Genomic DNA, 19,400 nt, shown 5'->3' with positions numbered 1-19,400 from the left:
TTGAGACTAGGTCCTCGCTGCCGCACTCATCGGTGGCATGCGCCACAGCTCGGCCGGGCGGCCCGGCAGTGCACCAGCTCGATGGCCCCGGTCAGGAGGTCCGCTGGGTCGGCTCGGCCGGCGGTCCTGAATCGCTCGGCGGCTCCGCAGCGGCCGGACCTGCGTCGGCCGGCGGCCCAGACGCCGCTGGCGGCCCAGACGCCGCTGGCGGCCCAGACGCCGCTGGCGGCCCAGACGCGGGTCGTGGCGGCGGCGCGTACATCGGATGCGGGTGACCGTGCGGCCCCGCTGGGCCATACCCGGCCTGCGGGGGTGGGCCGTAGCCGGGCGCGGGGGCGTACGGCCCCGGCGGGCCGTACGCGGCTGGCTGCTTCGGCTTCGGCACCTGGTAGCGGCCCTGCCAGAGTTGGAAGATCGCCAACCCGGCCACGCCGAGCACGGCCAGCCACGCCGCCCGGCCCAGTAGCCCCTGGAAGGCCGCCCGGATGCTGTCGTCGACCAGCACCACGAAACCGACCAGCAGCCCGAACAGACCGCCGAAGAAAGCCATGACGGCGTACTCGATCAGCGCGACCAGGGTGACCAGCCGGGCCCGGGCCAGCTCCGGCGACAAGTGCGTGGCCAACAGCACCGCCACCAGCGGGAACCCGATCGTCACCAGGTTGACGAAGCCGCCGAAACTGTCCGCCGACCGACGGGCGAACCCGGGACCGGCCCCGAGCCGGTACGGCACGAGCAGGTCCAGCAGCGCGAGGAACAGGAAGACGGCGGTGGCGCCGAGCAGCACGACCGCCGCCACCTCCCGTAGCGGCATGGTGAAGTCCCTGGCCGGCGGTCGGTCTCCGGGTGTGGCCTCGGGGTGCGTGGTCACGGCTTCTCCCGATCCTTCGGTGGCGGCGGTGCACCGGCAGAGCGCGGCGGTGTACCGGCAAAGCCTAGCGGTGTCCACCGATGGGCGAGGATGGTCGGCATGCGGATCGTGGTGCTGAGCGGTGGGATCGGCGGGGCGAAGTTCCTGGTCGGTGCCCGGGCGTACGCCCGGCGCACCGGAGCCGAGGTGACCGCCGTGGTCAACGTGGGTGACGACGTCATGCTGCACGGGCTGCGGATCAGCCCCGATCTGGACAGTGTGATGTACACCCTGGGTGGTGGTGCCGACCCGGAACGTGGCTGGGGTCGGGTCGGCGAGACCTGGACGGTCAAGGAGGAGCTGGCCGCGTACCAGGCGGAGCCGACCTGGTTCGGGCTCGGTGACCGCGACATCGCCACCCACCTGGTGCGGACCACGATGCTCAACGCCGGCTACCCGCTGTCGGCGGTCACCGAGGCGCTCTGCGTCCGGTGGCAGCCGGGGATCCGGATGCTGCCGGCCACCGACGACCGGTTGGAGACCCACGTCGTCGTCTCGGATCCGGACGGCGGCGAGCGGGCCATCCACTTCCAGGAATGGTGGGTACGGCACCGGGGCGCCCTGCCGACGCACCGCTTCGTCTTCGTCGGGGCCGCCGAGGCGACCCCGGCGGCCGGCGTACCGGAGGCGGTGGCCGCCGCCGATGTCGTCCTGATCGCGCCGAGCAACCCGGTGGTGAGCATCGCGCCGATCCTCGCCGTACCGGGAGTCCGCGCCGCGCTGGTCAACGGCCCGGCACCGGTCGTCGGCGTCTCGCCGATCATCGGCGACGCGCCGGTGCGCGGGATGGCCGACCGTTGCCTCGCCGTACTCGGCACCCCCTGTACGGCCGGTGGCGTCGCCGGCCTGTACGGCGCCCGCCGCGACGGTGGCCTGCTCGACGGCTGGCTGGTCGACGACGTCGACGCCGACACCCGGCTCGACGGCGTCGAGGTCCGCGCCGCACCACTGTGGATGTCCGACGAGGTGGCGACCGAGGCGATGGTCGCGGCGGCCGTGGAGCTGGCCGCAGCGGGCCGGACGGAGGTGGCCGGATGAGACTGGAGATCCTGCCGGTGACCGGGATCGGCGAGGTACGGCCCGGTGACGACCTGGCCGACGTGATCGCCGACGCGGCACCGTGGCTGCGCGACGGCGACGTCCTGGTGGTGACCAGCAAGATCGTGTCGAAGGCGGAAGGTCGGCTGGTGGCGCTGCCGGCCGACGAGCCGGAGCGCAGCCGGGTCCGCGCCGAGCTGCTCGACGCCGAGACCGCCGAGGTGGTCGCCGAGCGCGGGCCGACCCGAATCGCCCGGACCCGGCACGGGTTCGTGATGGCCGCCGCCGGAATCGACAACTCCAACGTGGCGTCCACCCACCTGGTGCTGCTGCCGGTGGATCCCGACGAGTCGGCCCGCCGGCTGCGGCGGGCGCTGCGGGTCCGGCGGGGCTGGGACGTCGCGGTGATCGTGTCGGACACGATGGGCCGGCCGTGGCGCAACGGCCTCACCGACGTCGCGCTCGGGGCCGCGGGCATCGACCCGGTCCGCGACTACCGGGGGCTGACCGATCCGTACGGCAACGAGCTGCGGCTGACCCAGGTGGCCGTGGTCGACGAACTCGCCGGCGCCGGTGACCTGGTCAAGGGCAAATCGGAGCAGGTCCCGGTGGCGGTGGTACGCGGCTACCCGTGGCGCCGGGGCGAGGCGGCGGAGCAGCCCGGCGACGACGGCCCCGGGGTCCGGCCGCTGGTCCGTGAACCGGGTCAGGACATGTTCCGCCTCGGCACCGCCGAGGCACACCGGGCCGGCCTGATCGCCGCCGCGATCCTGCCGCCGGCCGGTCCCGACGGTCCGACCGACGCCGGCTCCGTCGGCCCGCCGCCAGCCGACGGGCCGGTCGACGCCGAGGCGGTACGGCAAGCGGTCCGGTTGGTCTCCGAAATCGCCGCGCCGGGCACCCGGTTCACCCCGTGGTCACCGCCGGCTGCTGCCGGTCCGACCGCCGCTGGGGCGGCCACCGCCGTCACCTCGACCGGCTACCTGCACTGTCAGCCGCCCTCGGCCGGGGCGGCGGACCTGGTGCGGTTCGGCACCGACCTGCACCGGCTGCGGGCCGCGTTGGCCGCCGACGGCATCGCCAGCACGGCGGTGGTCACCGACGCGCCCGACGGGCGGGTCGACGTCCTGCTCGGGCTGACGCCCGACGGCGGGTCGACCGGTCACCCCGCACACCGCGCCGGCGGCTGACCCGCACACCGCGCGGGCAGCGGGTCCGCCGCCGGCGCGGTGACTCACACGTACCCGTCGGCGCCGCGTTCCTTGAGCGCGTCGACCAGGCGTTTGACGTCCTGTGCCCGGTCCCGGGGGCAGACCAGCACCGCGTCCGGAGTGTCCACCACGATCAGGTCCCGCACGCCGAGCGCGGCGACCAGCCGGCCGGAGTGCGGCACGACGACCAGCCCGGTGCTGTCGTGCAGCAGCACACCCGGCTTCTCCTCGGCGGTCGGGGCGCCGAGCACGACGTTGCCGTCCGGGTCGGCCGGCAGCACGTCGCCGAGGGTGTGGAAGTCACCGACGTCGTTCCAGCCGAAGTCGCCCGGTACGGTGCCGACCCGACCGGCCGCCGCCGCGCCTTCCATCACCGCGTAGTCGACCGAGATGCGGGGCAGGGTGGGCCAGATGTCGCCGAGCACCTCGTCGCGGTCGGGCGAGTCCCAGCGGGCCGCGATCCGGGTCAGGCCGGAGTGCAGCTCCGGCTGCTGGCGGGCCAACTCGGCGAGGAACGCGTCGACCCGCCAGACGAACATGCTGGCGTTCCAGAGGTGCCGGCCGGACCGCAGGTAGTTTTCGGCGACGGCCAGGCCGGGTTTCTCGGTGAACTGCTCGACCCGGCGGACCGGGCCGGGGCCGATGGTGTCGCCGCAGGCCAGGTAGCCGTAGCCGGTCTCCGGTCGGGTCGGGGTGATGCCGACGGTCATCAGCAGCCCGGCCTCGGCACCGGCCACCGCCTGGCGGATCGTGGTCACGTACCGGTCGGTGTCGCCGATGAGGTGGTCGGCGGCGAACGATCCCATCACCGCCTGGGGTTCGCGGCGGGCGATGACTGCGGCCGCCAACGCGATCGCCGCACACGAGTCCCGGGGCGACGGCTCGACGAGCACGTTCTCCTCCGGCACCGCCGCCAACTGCCGGGCGACCGCTGCGGCGTGCGCCGCACCGGTCACCACCAGGATCCGTTCCGGATCGGTGAGCGGGGCGAGCCGCGCCACCGTCGCCTGGAGCAGCGACGCGGCGGTGCCGGTGAGCGGATGCAGGAATTTAGGGTTACCGGCGCGGGACAGCGGCCAGAGTCGGGTGCCGCTGCCACCCGCCGGAATGACGGCGAAGAGCATCAGCCCATCATGCCCGCCCGGCGCATCCGTCCCGGCGGTACCTGGGCGGGCTCACCCCGCAGGCCCGGGACGGAATCACCCGGCGGGGCCGGGACCGGCTCACCCGGCGGGCCGTGCCGCTGCCCGGTGCCAGGACGCGACGTGCACCTGGGCGCTGGACGACCAGGTGAAGTCCCGGGCCCGGTCCACGCCGGCCTTGGCGAGCGCGTCCCGGCGGGATTCGTCGTCGAGCAGGGTGGCCAGGTCGGCGGCGATCCGGTCCGGGTCCTCGCTGGTGTACGCGACCGCGTCGCCGCCGACCTCGGGCAGTGACAGCCGGGGCGTGGTCAGCACCGGCGCGCCGCAGGCCATCGCCTCCAGGATCGGCAGGCCGAAGCCCTCACCGTACGAGGGGTACGCGGCGACGAGCGCGCCGCCGAGGAAGCCGGGCAGGTCGGCGTAGCGCAGATAGCCGGGGCGCAGCAGCCGCAGGTGGGCGGGGACGTCGGTGACGGCTCGGTCGATGTCGTCGTCGTGGCCCTGGCCACCGGCCAGGACCAGGGCGGGGGGTTCGGGACGGTCCGCGACGGCGCGCACCCAGCCCCGGATCAGGTTCGGGACGTTCTTGCGCGGCTCCTTGGCGCCGAGGAAGGCGATGTAGCTGGTGCCGGCGAGGCCGAGCCGGGCCCGGACCCGGGCCTTCTCCTCGTCGCTGGGCACGTGGAAGGCGCTGGCGTCGACCCCGTGGTAGGCGACGTCGATGCGTGCCTGGTCGGCGTTGAGCAACCGGATCAGTTCGTCGCGGCTGGCCTTGCTGGGCACGATCACCCGGCTGGCCCGACGCAGCGAGGTCTTGATCGCGCTGCGGAAGAAGGTCCGTCGTGATTTGTCGTAGTGCTCCGGCTCGGTGAAGAACGTCGCGTCGTGCACGGTGACGGTAACCGGACAACCCGCCCGCATCGGACAGGTGTAGTACGGGGAGTGCAGCACGTCCGCACCGACCTGCTGGGCGAGCAGCGGCAGCCCGGTCTGCTCCCAGGCCAACCGGGCCGGACGGTGCGCCACCGCCGCCGGGGCGGCGATCACGTCGACGGCCGGCAGCATCCGGGTGTACCGCTCGACGTCTGTACGCAGCGCGACGACGGAGACCTCGATGTCGCTGCCGACGAGGGCACCGAGGGCACCGAGCAGGCCGTCAACGTATCGACCAACGCCACCGCGGTCGGCGGGCACGCTCGTGGCGTCGATGAGTACGCGGGGCGGTCGACCGGCGGTCACAGGGCAACTCCTCTAGAGGGGTGGTGGAGGGTTGTGAAGAACGACACGTGTGCCAAGCCTACGCCGCCCGACGCCGTGCGCCGCGCCGACGAGGCGGACGAAAACCAGCGTTCGTGTGCCGGCCGGCCGCCCGTCAGCGGGGCGAGACCGGACCGTGACTGCGAGTACGGTCAGTGACCGTCGGGCACAGCCGTGACACGCGCGTTAGGCTCGGCGCCGATGACCAACAACCTCGCCGGACTGCTCGCGGTCACCATCGCCGCCGATCCGACCCGACCACTGCTCACCTGGTACGACGACGCGATCGGCGACCGGACCGAGCTGTCCGGAGCGACCCTGGCCAACTGGGTGGCCAAGACCGCCAACCTGATCGTCGACGGCGCCGGTGCCACGGCCGGTGACACCGCCGAGGTGCTGCTGCCGCCGCACTGGCAGACCGCCGCGGTGCTGCTGGGCTGCTGGTCCGCCGGGCTCGCGGTGCGGGCCCCCGGGCTGGTCGACGGCCCGGCCGGTGCCGGGAGCCGGGCCGACGGCCCGCCCGCCGAGGTGTGCTTCGCCACCGCGCACCGGCTGCCCGGACCGGACCGGCCACCGGCCGGCGAGCAGTACCTGCTGAGCCTCGCGCCGATGGCGATGCCGGCCCGCGACCTGCCGCCCGGCTGGGTGGACTACGTCACCGAGGTACGCGGGCACGGCGACCATTTCACGCCGTACCCGGCGGGTGATCCGCAGGACGCCCAGCTGGCGGCCCGGGCGGCCGCACGCGGTGCGGAGCTGGGCATCGTCGCCGGCAGCCGGGTCCTGATCGACGCCGACCGGCACCCGGACCCGGTCGACTGGCTGCTCGCGCCGCTGGCCGCCACCGCCAGCGTGGTGCTCTGCCGGCAGCTCGACCGGGCCTCGCTCGACGGGCGGGTCGCCAGCGAGAAGGTCGATCTGGTGCTGGCCTGAGCCGGCCGGCTCACAGCTCGCTGGGGACCACCTCCCGTTGTGCCCCGTCCGGTGCGCACACGAAGAAGCCACCCCGCTCGGCCAGCCACGGCTTGCCGGCCGCCTCGCCGTCGGTGAGCACCTTCTCCCGGACCCTGAGGATGATGTATCGCGATCCGTCCGGATTGCCGTCGCGCCAGCCGGGCCCGTACAGGCGGTCGACCAGCATCTCGCGGCGCTGCTGAAGGATCGCACCGTTCACCACCCACTCGGTCGGCAGCCGGTACCAGAAGGTCCGGGTGATTCCGGCCGCGGGATCGAAGGCATGCGTCCCCTCGACCCAGACGCCGAGCGTGTCGGTGATCTGTAGGCGGAAGTAGATCCCCACGACAGTCAGACGCACAGCGTTGACGCTGAGTTGCCAAGGTCGACCGAATTCGATCCACCGTCGGTGACGGGCCGGCGCCCGTCGGTCAGCCGACCGCCAGCTCGCGGTCAGCTGGCCGGCACCCGGTCGGTGGCGAACCGGACGAACGCGTCCAGCGCCGCCGGGTTGGCCAGCGCCCCGCTCGCCACCGCCTGCTCCACCGGCGTACCGGTCAGGATCTTCTTCACCGGCACCTCCAGTTTCTTGCCGGACAGGGTCCGGGGCACCGCCGCGACCTGGTGAATCCCGTCCGGAACGTGCCGCGGCGACAGCGCCGACCGCAGCTCACGCACGATCCGGGTACGCAGTGCGTCGTCCAACGCGGTGCCGTCGCGCAACGCGACGAACAGCAGCAGCTCTCCCGCGCCGCCCTGCGGATCCTCCAGATGGATCACCAACGAGTCGGCGACCTCGGGCAGCGCCTCCACCACCGAGTAGAACTCGGCCGTGCCCAGCCGGACACCACCACGGTTGAGCGTCGCGTCGGAGCGGCCGGTGATCGCGCAGGCACCGTGCTCGGCGATGGTGATCCAGTCACCGTGACACCACACCCCCGGGTAGCGCTCGAAGTACGCCTGCCGGTAGCGGTGCCCGTCCAGGTCGTTCCAGAACCCGACCGGCATGCTCGGCATCGGCGCGCTGATCACCAACTCGCCCAGCTCACCGACGACCGCCCGGCCGTCGGCGGCCCAGGCCTCGACCCGCGCGCCCAACGCGCGGCAGGCGATCTCCCCGGCCCGCACCTCCACCAGCGGTACGCCGCCCACGAACCCGGTGCACACGTCGGTGCCGCCGGACAGCGACGCCAACTGCAGGTCCGCGCCGACCGACTCGTACACCCAGGTGAACCCCTCGGCGGGCAGCGGAGCCCCGGTCGAACCCACGCCCCGCAACGCGGACAGGTCGGCGATCTCGCGGGGCACCAGCCCCTCCTTGCGGCAGGCCAGCAGGAACGGCGCCGACGTGCCGAAGTAGGTGGTGCCGGTGTGTGCCGCGAGCCGCCACAGGGTGCCCAGGTCCGGCCGGGCCGGGCCGTCCGGCGCGGCGTCGACCGCCGGATTGCCGTCGAACAGCACGATCGCCGCGCCGACCGCCGGCCCGGAAGCGAGATAGTTCCACATCATCCAGCCGGTCGTGGTGAACCAGAAGAACCGGTCCCCCGGGCCGAGATCGTGGTGCAGCGCCAGCATCTTCAGGTGCTCCAGCAGAATCCCACCGTGGCCGTGCACGATCGGCTTCGGCAGCCCGGTGGTGCCCGAGGAGTAGAGCACGTACAACGGATGGTCGAACGGCACCGCGTCGAACGCGAGCGGCTCGTCCGTCGGCCCGGCCAGCGCCGACCAGGTCGACGTCGCCCACTGCGGCGTCGCCGCCTGCGGCGACAGGTACGGGATGACCACCCGGTGCCGGACCGACGGCAGCGCGGCGGCGATCGCCACCAGCTCCGCCTGCCGGTCCACCGCCTTGTCGCCGTACCGGTAGCCGTCGACGGCGACCAGCACAGTCGGCTCGATCTGCCGCCACCGGTCGGTGACGCTGCGGGTGCCGAACTCCGGCGCGGCCGACGAGAAGACCGCGCCCAGGCTCGCCGTGGCCAGCATCAGCACGTACGTCTCCGGGATGTTCGGCGCGTACGCGGCCACCCGGTCGCCGCGCCCCACCCCGAGGCGGCGCAGCCCGGCCCGCACCCGACGCACCTGGTCACGCAGCTGCGCGACGGTGAGGGTGACCGGGGCCCGGGTCTGACTGTGCGCGATGACCACCGGATCGTCGTCAGCGAGCCCGCCGGCGCGCAGCACGTGTTCGGCGTAGTTGAGTCGGGCACCGGGGAACCACCGGGCACCCGGCATCCGCGCCTCGGCGAGGACCTCCTGCGGCGGCTCGTGCGCGAGCACGGCGAAGTACTCCCAGATCGACCCCCAGAAGCCGGCCAGATCGTCCACCGACCACTGCCAGAGCTGCGGGTAGTCGGCGAACCGCAGGTCCCGGGTGCGTTCCAGCCACTGCAGGTAGGCACCGATCCGGGTCCGCTGCCGTACGTCCGCCGGTGGGCGCCACAGCACCTCGCTCACGCCTGCACTCCTCCCCGGGCCCCGGCCGCGCCGCCGAAGGCACCCGTGACCATCCTCCCGTACCGCCGTCGCCATTGTCGTGCCTGCGACGGGGGCGACGGAGCGTGCTGGGAACACAAGCCGTGCCGGGCAGGTCGCGGTGCGGGCACAGCCGACCGGCGTACCGCCGAAAAACCCGCCGGTGCTGCCCGGGGTGCCCGCCATCACCCACCCGAAACGGTACGGTTCGCCCATGCGTCATCTCTGGAGCTTCCTCAGCGGCATCGCTGTCGCGCCGCTCTGTTGGCTGCTCGTCGCGGTGGGCCAGACGACGTCGACCAGGACCATCGGTGGCTGGGTGACCGACGGCGAGTACCACACCGCGACCCTGCTCGGGCCGGCGGCGCTGCTGTTCGCGGCCGGGCTGCTGCTCGGCCTGCTGGGTACGCTGCGGTTCTCCCCGCTCGGCCCGCTCGCCGCCGGGCTGGCCCTGGCCGCCCCGTACGTGGCGACGTTCATCGACCCGCTGGGCACCCGTGACCTCCTCGGCGTCGACGCGGCGGTGTTCGGTGAGCCGATCGTGCTGCTGGGCCCGGTCGACAACGGCACCCTGGCCCTGCTCGGGGTGCTGTTGAGCACGGCCGTGCTGAGCCGGCGGCGCTGGTCGGGCGACCGCCGTACGGGCGACCCGGCCCCCGCCGAGCCGGCGGCACCGGCAGCGGAGCCGTTGCCGGTCCGGCCGCTCGGCGAGTTCGACCCGTCGCTGTGGTCGCTGCCCGGTGGCCCGGCCGAACCGGCGCCGGCGACGACCCCCACCGCGCCCACGGCGGCCGATCCGACGACCAGCGGCCGGTCGGGCACCACCACCACGTTGACGGCCACGGCGGCCGACACCGACGCCGACCGGCTGCGGCCGGCCCGCCCGATCCCCCGGTCGACCCGACGCGGCCGCTGACCCACGCGTCCGCCGCCGACCCACGCGTCGACGGGACTCCGCCGGTCACCTGCGACCGTTGTCGTCCCGGCGGGTACCGTGCGATGAGGTGTCGACGCGTGAGGAGTCCAGATGAGGCACGTGGGCTCGTTGGTGCTGTCGCTGGTCCTCGCCCCGGTCATCTGGTTCCTCGCCGGCCTCGGGCTCAGCGAGTACGCGACGGCCCGCCGGGAGGCGTACGACCAGCCGCCGACCGAGGTGTTCGTCGGGCTGGCCGCGCTGGCGGTCTGCGGCATCGTGTACGCGCTGCTGCTGCTGCCCCGGCTGTCACCGATCGGGCCGGTCGTCGCCGGCCTGTCGTTCCTCGGTCTCGCCGCCTGGTCGGCCGCAGACATGACGAGCTTCTACCAGAACATGCCGGGCCGGCTGTTCGGCACCGACGACACGTTCACCGCCCCGGCCGAAGGGCTGGCCGTCGTGCTGGCGGTGCCGCTGCTGGCCACGGTGGTCAGCCCGCGCCGGTGGCGCGGCGAGCGGATGGTCGCCCTGTACGCCGGTCAGCCGGAGTCCCCGCAGGTAGCCAGAACCGCACCGCTGCCGGGTCACGGCCAGGGCGGCGGGTACGGCGGCGGGTACGGCGAGCCCCGGGCCTATGGCGGGTACGGCGGCCCGGCCCAGACCATGGCGTTTCCGGCTGCCGCCGGCCCGCTGCCGCGCCCGGCCCATCCGGCGGGGGCCCCGGATTCCGAGCAGGACACGATGCGGCTGACCCCACCGGGGCACCGTCGGGACGACCCGACGATCGCCCTGCCGCCGGTGCCGGGGGCAACGCCCCGGATCCCGGCCGGCCCGCCACCGGCCGACCAGACGGTGCCGCTGCGGACCGGCACCGGCAGCGGATCGGCCGACGAGACCACCCGGATCCAACTACCGGCCGCCGACACCGACAGCGACGAGACGACCCGGATCCAACTACCGGCCGCCGCCGACACCGACAGCGACGAGACCACCCGGATCGCGGCGGCGGACGAGACCGTACGGCTGCGGACCCCACCGGCGGCCGACGCGCCGGACACCGGGGGCGACGAGCAGACCACAGCGGTGGTCTCCCCCGCCGCCGACCCGGACGCCACCACGGCGCTGCCCCCGACGGACCCGGACGCCACCACGGCGCTGCCCCCGACGGACCCGGACGCCACCACGGCGCTGCCCCCGACGGACCCGGACGCGACCGCGCGCAAGCCGGCCGGCTGACCGGCGGTCACCGGGGTCGGTCGGACGTCGCCGCTCAGGACGACAGCAACTGGCGGGCCATCACGATGCGCTGCACCTGGTTGGTGCCCTCGTAGATCTGAGTGATCTTGGCGTCCCGCATCATCCGCTCCACCGGGAAGTCCCGGGTGTAGCCGTAGCCGCCGAGCAACTGCACCGCGTCCGTGGTGATCTCCATCGCGACGTCGGAGGCGAAACACTTCGCCGCCGCACCGAAGAAGGTCAGATCGGCGTCGCCCCGCTCGGACCGGGCCGCCGCCGCGTAGGTCACCTGACGCGCGGCCTCCAGCTTCATGCCCATCTCGGCGATCATGAACTGGACGCCCTGGAACTCGGCGATCGGCTTGCCGAACTGCTGGCGCTCCCGCACGTACCCCCGGGCGTAGTCGAGCGCGCCCTGCGCGATCCCGACCGCCTGGGCGGCGATGGTCACCCGGGTGTGGTCCAGGGTGCGCATCGCGGTGCCGAACCCGGTGCCGGGCTCGCCGATCATCCGGTCCGCCGGAATCCGTACGTTGTCCAGGTAGACCTCGCAGGTCGGGCTGCCCTTGATGCCCAGTTTCTTCTCCGGCGCGCCGAAGCTCACCCCGGGATCGGACTTCTCCACCACGAAGGCCGAGATCCCCCGGGACCGGGCACCGGGCTCGGTCACCGCGAAGACGGTGTAGTACTGCGAGACACCGGCGTTGGTGATCCACCGCTTGACGCCGTCGAGCACCCAGTGGTCGCCGTCGCGGACCGCGCGGGTGGTCATCGACGCCGCGTCGCTGCCGGCGTCCGGCTCCGACAGGCAGTACGAGAACATCGCCTCCCCGGCCGCGACCGGAGTCAGGTACCGCTGCTTGAGCTGCTCCGATCCAGCCAGCAGCAGCGGCAGGCTGCCCAGCTTGTTGACCGCCGGGATCAGCGACGACGACGCGCAGGCCCGGGCCACCTCCTCGATCACGATCGCGGTGGCCAACGCGTCCGCCCCCGCGCCGCCGTACTGTTCCGGGATGTGCGGGGCGTGGAAGTCCGCCGCGCGCAACGCGTCGTAGGAGGCGCTAGGGAACTGCGCAGTTTCGTCCGCTTCGGCAGCGTTCGGGGCGACCTTGGCGTCGCACACCTCCCGTACCGCCTGGCGGATCGCCTCGTGCTCCTCCGGTAGCTGATAGACATCGAACGCTGGCCCGGACGTCATCGCGCCCTCCCTCATCTGGGGGTCACCACTCGCATCGTGCTCGAATGCGAGGATACCGGCGAGTAATGCCGGTGCCAGTCGCCCCTACCCGACTGAACGGACTATCGTCTGCCGGGCAGCCGGCCGGCACCGCGTCCGGGTCGGGCCTCAAGAAGCGGTCTGCCGCACACATCAGAACAACGATGATTGGTGTCGAGCCCCCGGCACCGGACCACCGAGCGCGACGCAACCACGGCGCCGCCAGCGCGAGCGGAGAACACAGGCGTGACCATCCCGTACCCGAACACCCAGCCAATGCCAGCCATCGCGGCGGTCACGCCGCCGTCCGGTGCCTCCCGTCCGCGGCTGACCTTCCTCGGTACCGGCTACCTGGGCGCGACCTACGCCATCTGCTTCGCCGAACTCGGCTACGAGGTGATCGGCTACGACGTCGACGCCGACAAGATCGCCAAGCTGAGCGCCGGTGAGGTGCCGTTCCACGAGCCGGGCCTGGACGAGCTGCTCAAACGGAGCCTGGCCGCCGGGCGGCTGCGGTTCACCACCGACATGGCGGAGACCGCCGAGTTCGGCGACGTGCACTTCATCTGCGTCGGCACCCCGCAGCGGGCCGACGGAATGGGCGCGGACCTGTCCTACGTCGAGGCGTCGGTGACCAACCTGGCGCAGCACCTGTCCCGCAAGGCGCTCATCGTCGGTAAGTCCACCGTGCCGGTCGGCACCGCCGAGTGGATCGAGCAGCTGGTCGGCAAGCACGCCCCTGGCGACCTCGGCGTCGAGGTGGCCTGGAGCCCCGAGTTCCTGCAGGAGGGCTTCGCCGTCGAGGACGTGCTGCGGCCGAACCGGATCGTGGTCGGGGTGCGCAGCGAGTGGGCCAACGGCATGCTGTACGCCGCCCACAAGGGCGTGTTCGACCTGGCCGCCACCGAGGACCGGGAAGTCCCGCTGGTGGTCACCGACTTCGCCACCGCCGAGCTGGTCAAGGTCGCCGCGAACGCGTTCCTGGCCACCAAGATCTCGTTCATCAACGCGATGGCCGAGGTGTGCGAGGTCGCCGGTGGCGACGTCACCCAACTGGCCCGCGCGATCGGCTACGACCCCCGGATCGGCAACCGGTTCCTGCAGGCCGGGATCGGGTTCGGCGGCGGCTGCCTGCCGAAGGACATCCGCGCGTTCCAGGCCCGCGCCCAGGAGCTGGGCGCCGGTGAGGCGCTGCGGTTCCTGCACGAGGTGGATCTGATCAACCAGCGGCGGCGTACCCGGGTGGTGCAGCTCGCCGCCGAGCTGCTGGGCCGCCGCGCCGGGCCGGCCGGGCCGGACCTGTCCGGCACCACGATCGCCGTGCTCGGTGCCACCTTCAAGCCGAACTCCGACGACGTCCGCGACGCGCCGTCGCTGGCGGTGGCCGCGATGCTGGCCAAGACCGGTGCGCAGGTACGGGTCTTCGACCCCGAGGGCACCGAGAACGCCCGCCGCGCGCAGCCGGACCTCAACTACGTACCGTCGATCGTCGACGCGGTCCGCGACGCCGACCTGGTCTGCGTACTGACCGAATGGGCCGACTTCCGCAACGCCGACCCGGTCGCGCTGGGTGAGCTGGCCGCCGGCCGCCGGGTGATCGACGGCCGGAACTGCCTCGACTCCGTCCTGTGGACCAGCGCCGGCTGGGAGTACCGCGGCATGGGCCGCCCCTGACCCACCAGCCGACCGCAGCCGGTCCGGCCGACCGTGGTCGGCTTTTTTCTCCGATCTCCACGCCGTCAGGGACTGTTCAACAGTTGCCTGGTTTAGGCATGCTTCGTTAGAAGCGGTCCACAGTGTTGGCCAGGCGTGGAGGAGGTGCCGATGAGTACGGCGTACCGCTGCACCTCGTGCGGACGGACGGTCCCGGCCGCGGCGACCTGTTCGCGTTGCGGCGCGGCCCAGCCGCAGTTCGCCGAGGACCTGGCCCGGATCGAACGCTCGATCGCCGACATGAAGGCGCGCGAGGTCGCGCTGGCCAAGGAACAGAAGCAGATGGCCGCCGACCTGCAGGCGGCGATCTTCCAACGGGACATCCTGTCCACCGGCGGCGCCGCCGGTCGTCGGGGTCCGGCTCCCCGGATCTCGGTACGCCGCCGCGCCGGCCGCCGGCCACCGACCGCAGAGGCCGGTGCCGCCCCGCCCCGGTTCCCCCGCCAGACACCGCACCGATCCGGCGACGCCGGCACCGACGGCGGGCCGCCACCCGGCAGCGACGAACCCGGCTACCCGCCGGCGTCCGCCGACGACGATCCGACCCGGGTGCTGTCGGCCGACGGCGCCCGACCCGAGGCGTCCGCACAGTCGATCCAGAACGTCCTGCTCGGTCTCGGTGCGCTGATGGCCATGGTGGTCTTCGCCGCCGTCGCCAACAGCACCCTGCCCGACGCCACCCGGCTGCTGATCCTGCTCACCGGCACGGTGCTGCTGCTCGCGGCACCGCCGGTCGTCGCGGCCCGTGGGCTGCGCTCCACCGCCGAGACGATCGCCGCCGTCGCGTTGATCCTCGTCCCGATCGACGGGTACGCGCTGTGGGTCACCGACGCGGTCCGGTCCGGCCCGGTCAGCCCGGCCGTATTCGCCGGGCTGACCTTCGTGGTCACCGCCCTGGTGGCCGGCGGGTACGCCGCCACCACCGGGCTCCAGCTGCCCCGGTACGCGATGGTGCTCGCCGTTCAGCCGATCGTGCCGCTGCTCTGCTACGACCTGATCCTCGGGCCGGCCGGCTGGGCGCTGGCGCTCGCCGCCGTCGCCGTGGTCGATCTGCTGCTGGTCCGGCTGCTCACCGGCTCCGGGCGGTTCACCAGCGGAGCCTGGCTGACCGGCCGGGCCGGCCGGGCGACGACGGCTGACGGGGCGGCCGGGGCGGCCGGCCCCGCCGGGTTGCTCGCCCCACCGCAGCGACGCTCCGCCGATCCGACCGCACCACCCGGTGGGCCGACCGTGCCGACCGACGACCCGCCCACCGCACCTGCCGGACCGGCCGCACCGGGCACGGCAGCCGACAGCGGTGCCACCCGGCCGGAGGGCGCCCCCGAGGAGGCCGACGCCGTCGTCGGCGCGGACCTGCCCGGCGACGCCGGACCGGACCGGCGGGCCGGGCGGCGCGGGCCAGGGTGGACGCCGCCGGCTCCCAGCGCCGCGATGCTCTGGCTCCGCGATCTGATCTGGACCCTCCACGGGCTCGCGGTCGCGGTGGCGCTCGCCTACGCCGTCGCGGCCGTGCTGAGCGCCGACACAGTGCCGGCCGCGATCCGCGCCGGCGCGGTCCTGGTGATCGCCGCCGGGGTCGGGCTGATCGGCGGCCTCACCCTGGGCTACAAGCCGGTGCCGGACATCGCCGCCGGGGTGTTCACCCTGGCGGCCGTCGGTGCCGCGAGCCGCCTCGTGGCCGTCGGCCTGCCCGGCCGGGCGCTGCTGCTGATCGCCGCCGTGGTCGCGATCGCCGGGATCGGCGTCCGGGCCCTGCCGGAGGCCCTGCGGCGTGGCCCGCAGCTCGCCGCCACCGCCACACTCGGCGTACTCGGTGTCCTCGTCGCCGGCAGCGCGCTACGGGCCGCGCTGGCCCCGGGCCGCGCCGCGCTGCCCGCCTGGCAGACCGACCTGTCCGACTACCAGCAGCGGCTGGACGCCTACGCCGGCCCGGCCGACTGGCAACTCGCGCTGGCCGCGCTGCTGATCACCGTCGCCGCAGCGGTCGCCGTACCGGTCGAGTGGCGCCGGGAGGCGACCGTCACCGGCGTCACGCTGACCGCGCTCGCCGTACCGGCGTCGTTCGCCCTGCCCTGGTACGCCGCCTGCTGGCCGCCGGTGCTGGCGGCCGTCGTGGTCGCCGGGGCCGGCCTGTTCGCCGGCTCCGAACGGTCCGCCCAGGTGCACGTCGGCTGTGCCGCCGTGCTGGGTGTCGCCGGGGCCGGTGCCGCCCTGGCCCGCCCCGGTGCGACCGCCGCCGTCCTGCTCGTGCTCGCCGCCGCCGGGGTGCTGATCGCGGTGGCCGGCAGCCTGCCGGAGATCCGCCGCCGACCCGCTGCCGATCCGGTCGCCGGCTGGGCCGCCGGCGGCGCGGCGTTTGCCCTGCCCGGCGGGGTCGCCGCGTTCGTCGCCGCGATGGTGCCGGCACCCGGGCCGACCGGGCCGGCGCTGCAGCAGACGACCGCGCCGATCCTCGCCGCCGCGTTCCTGGCCGTGGCCGGCACGCTCTGCTATGCGGCGCTGGCGCAGGTCGCCGAGCGGCAGATCCCCCGGCCGTTGACGATCGGCACCGGGCTCGGCGCGCTGGCCGTCACCGCCGCCACCTTCGGTTCCCCGGGCGCCACGGTCGCCGACGTCTGGGTCGCGGTCGCGCTGCTGCTCGGTGGCGTCCTGTTGTTCATGACGCCGAGCATCGACGCGAACCGTCGCGCCGACCGGCTGCTCGACGGCACCGACTTCGCCGCCGCCGCCGCGATCGCCGTGCTGGTCGGCACCCTGGCCAGGATCAGCGCCATCGTGGTGCCCGGCATCGAACTGGTCGCCAGCGCGGCGCTCGCGCTGCTGGTGGCGGTCGCCATCCGGGCCATGCCGCAGGACTGGCAGCGCGGGCCGGTGCTGGGGGTGGCGGTCAGTGGCGCAGTCATCGCGGTACTCGCCGGCTACACGGCGGTCGCCGGCGGCATCCGGGCGCTGGCCACCCCCGGACAGCTGTGGCAGGCGGATCTGACCGCCTGGTCGGTCGAGACCACCGCGAACGCCTGGCAGGTGCCGTTGGCGCTGGTGCTACTCGCGATGGCCGCCGCGGTGGCGCTGCCCCGGCCCTGGTCGTTCCATGCCGCCGGGGTGCTGGTGGCGCTCGCCACCGTCGGCACCCCGGCGGCCCTGGGCCTGCCCTGGTGGTCACCGATCGCGGTCGGCTGCCTGGTCGCGATCGGGTACGGCATCGCCTCGGTGGCCGCCACCGACCCGCAGGCCGCGACCGCCCGGGCCACCGTCGCCGCCGCCGTGGCGCTGTACGCCGTCGGCGCGAGCCTGGTCCGGCCGTGGACCACCGCCGCGGCCCTCGGGGTGATCGTGCTGACCTGTGTCGTCGTGGCCGTGCTCGGCCGGGTGATGGCGGCCGACATGCCGCCGGACCCGGCGGCGGACGGCCCGGACGCCGACGAGGCCGACGACGTGGACCTCGAACTCGACCCGGCGGTGCGCCAGCGCCCGACGTGGGCGGTGGACGACCCCGCCACGATGCCCCGGCACCTGGCCACGGTCGGCGGTGCCGCCACCGGCGCCGCGTTGCTGGCGCTGCCCGGCGCGCTCGCCGCGCTCGCCGCCACCCTCGGCTGGACCACCGAGGTGGTGCTGACCAGTGCGTTGGCCGCGTCGGCGCTGGGTGTCGCCGTGCTGGCCGCGGTCCGTCGTCAGGTGCCGCACTACCTGCCGTACGCCACGGTCGGGACGGCCGGCGGGGCCACCGTGACGGCGCTGGCCTCGCTCCCGACCGACCTGCCCACCGGGATGTACGCCGCGGGCGCGGCGCTGCTCGCCGTCCTCGCCGAACTGCTCCGGGCCGCCACCCCGCCGCCGACGGAGCTGTCCCGGCTGAGCCGGCGGTGGAGTGGACTCGGCGGACGACTCGGCCGACCCGGGCCGCTGGAGATCGGCCAGGAGTGGGCGATCAGCCCGGTCAAGGGTGCCCTGGCCGCCGCCGCGCTGCCGACGGCGCTGGCCGTGGCGGCCGTGGCACCGACGCTGACCACCGCGTTGGTCGAGCCGTACCGGACGTTGGCCGCGATCTGGCAGGGGCCGCCGGCGGTGCTGCTCGACCCGCCGGCCGCCGCCGTCGGCCCGACCAACGTCCTCGCGGCGCTGCTGCTCACCGTCGCCGCCGCGCTCGCCGCCACCGCGTTCAACAGCGGCCAGCCCGGGCAGGTCGTTCCGGTCGTGCTGCCCGGCGTGGCGCTGACCCTGCTGATCACGCCGCTGTCGTTCGGCATCGGCTGGCCGACGAGCACCACGGCCGCGCTGCTGGTCTTCGCGGTCGCGATGATCGGCCTGGCGTCGACCGCGCCGCCGCCGGACACCGAGCGGCACCGGCCGCTGCGGATCGCCCGTCGGGTGCTGTTCATCATCGGCCTGGCCGCTGGCGGTGCCGGGCTCGCCGGTGCCCTCGCCAACGACCAGCTGACCGTGTTCACCCTCGGCGGCGCGGTCGCGGTCGGCGCGGTCGCCGCGTACGGCGGGCGCAGCCAACCGGCCCGGATCCTGGGCTGGCTGTTCGCCTCGGTGATGGCGCAACTGTTCGTGCTGACCCTCGGCCTGGTCGCCGGGTTGCCGCCGGCCTGGTCGGCCTTCGGGGTGCTGGCCGTCGGGGCGGCGCTGCTGTTGTCGGCGACCCGGCTGCCCCGGCTCGACCATCCGGAGGCGGTCCGGGAGCGGTCCGTCGTCGAATGGAGCAGCTACGCGGCGGCGCTACTGGCCCTGGCGCTGGCCTACAGTTCCACGCCGCACCTGGCCGGGCTGCTGGCCGCCTGGGGTGCCGTCCTCGGGGTGACCGCCACCCGACCGGGCCGGCGGGCGTTGGAGCGCCGGATCCTGTTCTGGACCGCCGTCGGCTGTGAGATCACCGCCTGGTGGATGCTGATGCGCATCGCCGACGTCGCGCTCATCGAGGCGTACACCCTGCCGTTCGCGGCGCTCGCCCTGCTCGTCGGGGTGCTGGAGCTGCGTCACCGGCCGGACCTGAGCAGCTGGACCGCGTACGGGCCGGCGCTGGTCGCGACGTTCCTGCCGACCCTGGTGATCGTGATCAGCGACGGGGACAACAGCTTCCGGCACGTCCTGCTGCTGCTCGGCGCGGTCGGCACCCTGCTGCTCGGCGCGATGAGCCAGCAGCAGGCCCCGGTGGTCGTCGGTACGGTGGTCAGCGCGGTCACCGCGCTGCACGCGCTGACCTTCTTCGGCCCGTGGCTGGTGCTGATCCCGGTCGGCCTGGTGCTGCTGGCCCTCGGGGCGAGCAGCGAATGGCGGCGCCAGACCCAGGAGCGGGTCCGGGGTGCGCTGCGCGGGATGCGCTGACCCC

At 74.2% G+C, this 19,400-nt stretch carries 13 protein-coding genes; 7 read left to right on the top strand and 6 right to left on the bottom strand.

Annotation, left to right across the window (positions count from 1 at the left end):
• Window positions 1-91: 91 nt before the first annotated feature.
• Window positions 92-871 carry a hypothetical protein gene (locus ACN28F_RS20430; protein ID WP_421359220.1) on the bottom strand — a complete coding sequence of 260 codons (780 nt, stop codon included), beginning with the start codon at window positions 869-871 and terminating at the stop codon, window positions 92-94.
• A gap of 99 nt (window positions 872-970) precedes the next feature.
• On the opposite strand from ACN28F_RS20430, the gene cofD reads away from it, so the two are divergent.
• Both cofD and ACN28F_RS20420 read left to right on the top strand, forming a co-directional pair.
• A complete protein-coding gene (cofD, locus tag ACN28F_RS20425; protein ID WP_421359219.1) occupies window positions 971-1,948 on the top strand; it encodes a 2-phospho-L-lactate transferase in 978 nt (325 codons plus the stop codon).
• The gene (locus tag ACN28F_RS20420) at window positions 1,945-3,138 is read left to right on the top strand and encodes a coenzyme F420-0:L-glutamate ligase (protein ID WP_421359217.1); all 1,194 of its coding nucleotides are present in this window, start codon (window positions 1,945-1,947) and stop codon (window positions 3,136-3,138) included. Before cofD ends, ACN28F_RS20420 begins: the two co-directional genes overlap by 4 nt.
• Window positions 3,139-3,182: 44 nt before the next feature.
• On the opposite strand, the gene ACN28F_RS20415 is transcribed toward ACN28F_RS20420, so the two are convergent.
• Together ACN28F_RS20415 and ACN28F_RS20410 are read right to left on the bottom strand one after the other, a co-directional pair.
• Window positions 3,183-4,283 (bottom strand): mannose-1-phosphate guanylyltransferase, encoded by a 1,101-nt coding sequence (locus ACN28F_RS20415; protein WP_421359215.1) that lies wholly within the window; start codon window positions 4,281-4,283, stop codon window positions 3,183-3,185.
• A gap of 99 nt (window positions 4,284-4,382) precedes the next feature.
• A complete protein-coding gene (locus tag ACN28F_RS20410) occupies window positions 4,383-5,540 on the bottom strand; it encodes a glycosyltransferase family 4 protein (RefSeq protein WP_421359213.1) in 1,158 nt (385 codons plus the stop codon).
• A gap of 219 nt (window positions 5,541-5,759) precedes the next feature.
• Here ACN28F_RS20410 and ACN28F_RS20405 point away from each other — a divergent pair, with 219 nt between their 5' ends.
• Window positions 5,760-6,491, top strand: a complete 732-nt coding sequence (locus ACN28F_RS20405; RefSeq protein WP_421359211.1) for a TIGR03089 family protein — start codon at window positions 5,760-5,762, stop codon at window positions 6,489-6,491.
• 10 nt (window positions 6,492-6,501) lie between these two features.
• Here the strand turns inward: ACN28F_RS20405 and ACN28F_RS20400 are convergent, their stop codons facing one another.
• Both ACN28F_RS20400 and ACN28F_RS20395 read right to left on the bottom strand, forming a co-directional pair.
• Window positions 6,502-6,873: a hypothetical protein gene (locus tag ACN28F_RS20400; protein ID WP_289209483.1), complete on the bottom strand. Its 372-nt coding sequence runs from the start codon at window positions 6,871-6,873 to the stop codon at window positions 6,502-6,504.
• 92 nt (window positions 6,874-6,965) lie between these two features.
• Window positions 6,966-8,969 carry an acetoacetate--CoA ligase gene (locus tag ACN28F_RS20395; protein WP_421359209.1) on the bottom strand — a complete coding sequence of 668 codons (2,004 nt, stop codon included), beginning with the start codon at window positions 8,967-8,969 and terminating at the stop codon, window positions 6,966-6,968.
• A 232-nt stretch (window positions 8,970-9,201) separates the two neighbouring features.
• On the opposite strand from ACN28F_RS20395, the gene ACN28F_RS20390 reads away from it, so the two are divergent.
• Entirely contained in the window at window positions 9,202-9,903 is a 702-nt protein-coding gene (locus tag ACN28F_RS20390; protein ID WP_289209481.1) for a hypothetical protein, read from the top strand.
• 111 nt (window positions 9,904-10,014) lie between these two features.
• Complete coding sequence (locus ACN28F_RS20385) at window positions 10,015-11,136, top strand: hypothetical protein (protein WP_421359207.1); 1,122 nt, start codon at window positions 10,015-10,017, stop codon at window positions 11,134-11,136.
• A 34-nt stretch (window positions 11,137-11,170) separates the two neighbouring features.
• Here ACN28F_RS20385 and ACN28F_RS20380 read toward each other — a convergent pair whose 3' ends face one another.
• Window positions 11,171-12,334, bottom strand: a complete 1,164-nt coding sequence (locus tag ACN28F_RS20380; protein ID WP_289209479.1) for an acyl-CoA dehydrogenase family protein — start codon at window positions 12,332-12,334, stop codon at window positions 11,171-11,173.
• A 264-nt stretch (window positions 12,335-12,598) separates the two neighbouring features.
• On the opposite strand from ACN28F_RS20380, the gene ACN28F_RS20375 reads away from it, so the two are divergent.
• Together ACN28F_RS20375 and ACN28F_RS20370 are read left to right on the top strand one after the other, a co-directional pair.
• Window positions 12,599-14,026: a UDP-glucose dehydrogenase family protein gene (locus ACN28F_RS20375; RefSeq protein WP_289209478.1), complete on the top strand. Its 1,428-nt coding sequence runs from the start codon at window positions 12,599-12,601 to the stop codon at window positions 14,024-14,026.
• 150 nt (window positions 14,027-14,176) lie between these two features.
• The gene (locus ACN28F_RS20370; protein WP_289209477.1) at window positions 14,177-19,396 is read left to right on the top strand and encodes an SCO7613 C-terminal domain-containing membrane protein; all 5,220 of its coding nucleotides are present in this window, start codon (window positions 14,177-14,179) and stop codon (window positions 19,394-19,396) included.
• The last annotated feature ends 4 nt before the right edge of the window (window positions 19,397-19,400 follow it).

It is taken from the genome of Solwaraspora sp. WMMA2101, assembly GCF_049179175.1.
Classification (GTDB): domain Bacteria; phylum Actinomycetota; class Actinomycetes; order Mycobacteriales; family Micromonosporaceae; genus Micromonospora_E.
Note: the sequence above shows the minus strand (reverse complement) of the source record. Positions and strands in the feature narration are given on the sequence as shown.

Excerpts from the sequence above, each read along its gene's own strand:
- cofD (WP_421359219.1), top strand. The coding sequence starts at position 971 with ATGCGGATCGTGGTGCTGAGCGGTGGGATCGGCGGGGCGAAGTTCCTG.
- ACN28F_RS20420 (WP_421359217.1), top strand. The coding sequence starts at position 1,945 with ATGAGACTGGAGATCCTGCCGGTGACCGGGATCGGCGAGGTACGGCCC.
- ACN28F_RS20415 (WP_421359215.1), bottom strand. The coding sequence starts at position 4,283 with ATGCTCTTCGCCGTCATTCCGGCGGGTGGCAGCGGCACCCGACTCTGG.
- ACN28F_RS20405 (WP_421359211.1), top strand. The coding sequence starts at position 5,760 with ATGACCAACAACCTCGCCGGACTGCTCGCGGTCACCATCGCCGCCGAT.
- ACN28F_RS20390 (WP_289209481.1), top strand. The coding sequence starts at position 9,202 with ATGCGTCATCTCTGGAGCTTCCTCAGCGGCATCGCTGTCGCGCCGCTC.
- ACN28F_RS20385 (WP_421359207.1), top strand. The coding sequence starts at position 10,015 with ATGAGGCACGTGGGCTCGTTGGTGCTGTCGCTGGTCCTCGCCCCGGTC.
- ACN28F_RS20380 (WP_289209479.1), bottom strand. The coding sequence starts at position 12,334 with ATGACGTCCGGGCCAGCGTTCGATGTCTATCAGCTACCGGAGGAGCAC.
- ACN28F_RS20370 (WP_289209477.1), top strand. The coding sequence starts at position 14,177 with ATGAGTACGGCGTACCGCTGCACCTCGTGCGGACGGACGGTCCCGGCC.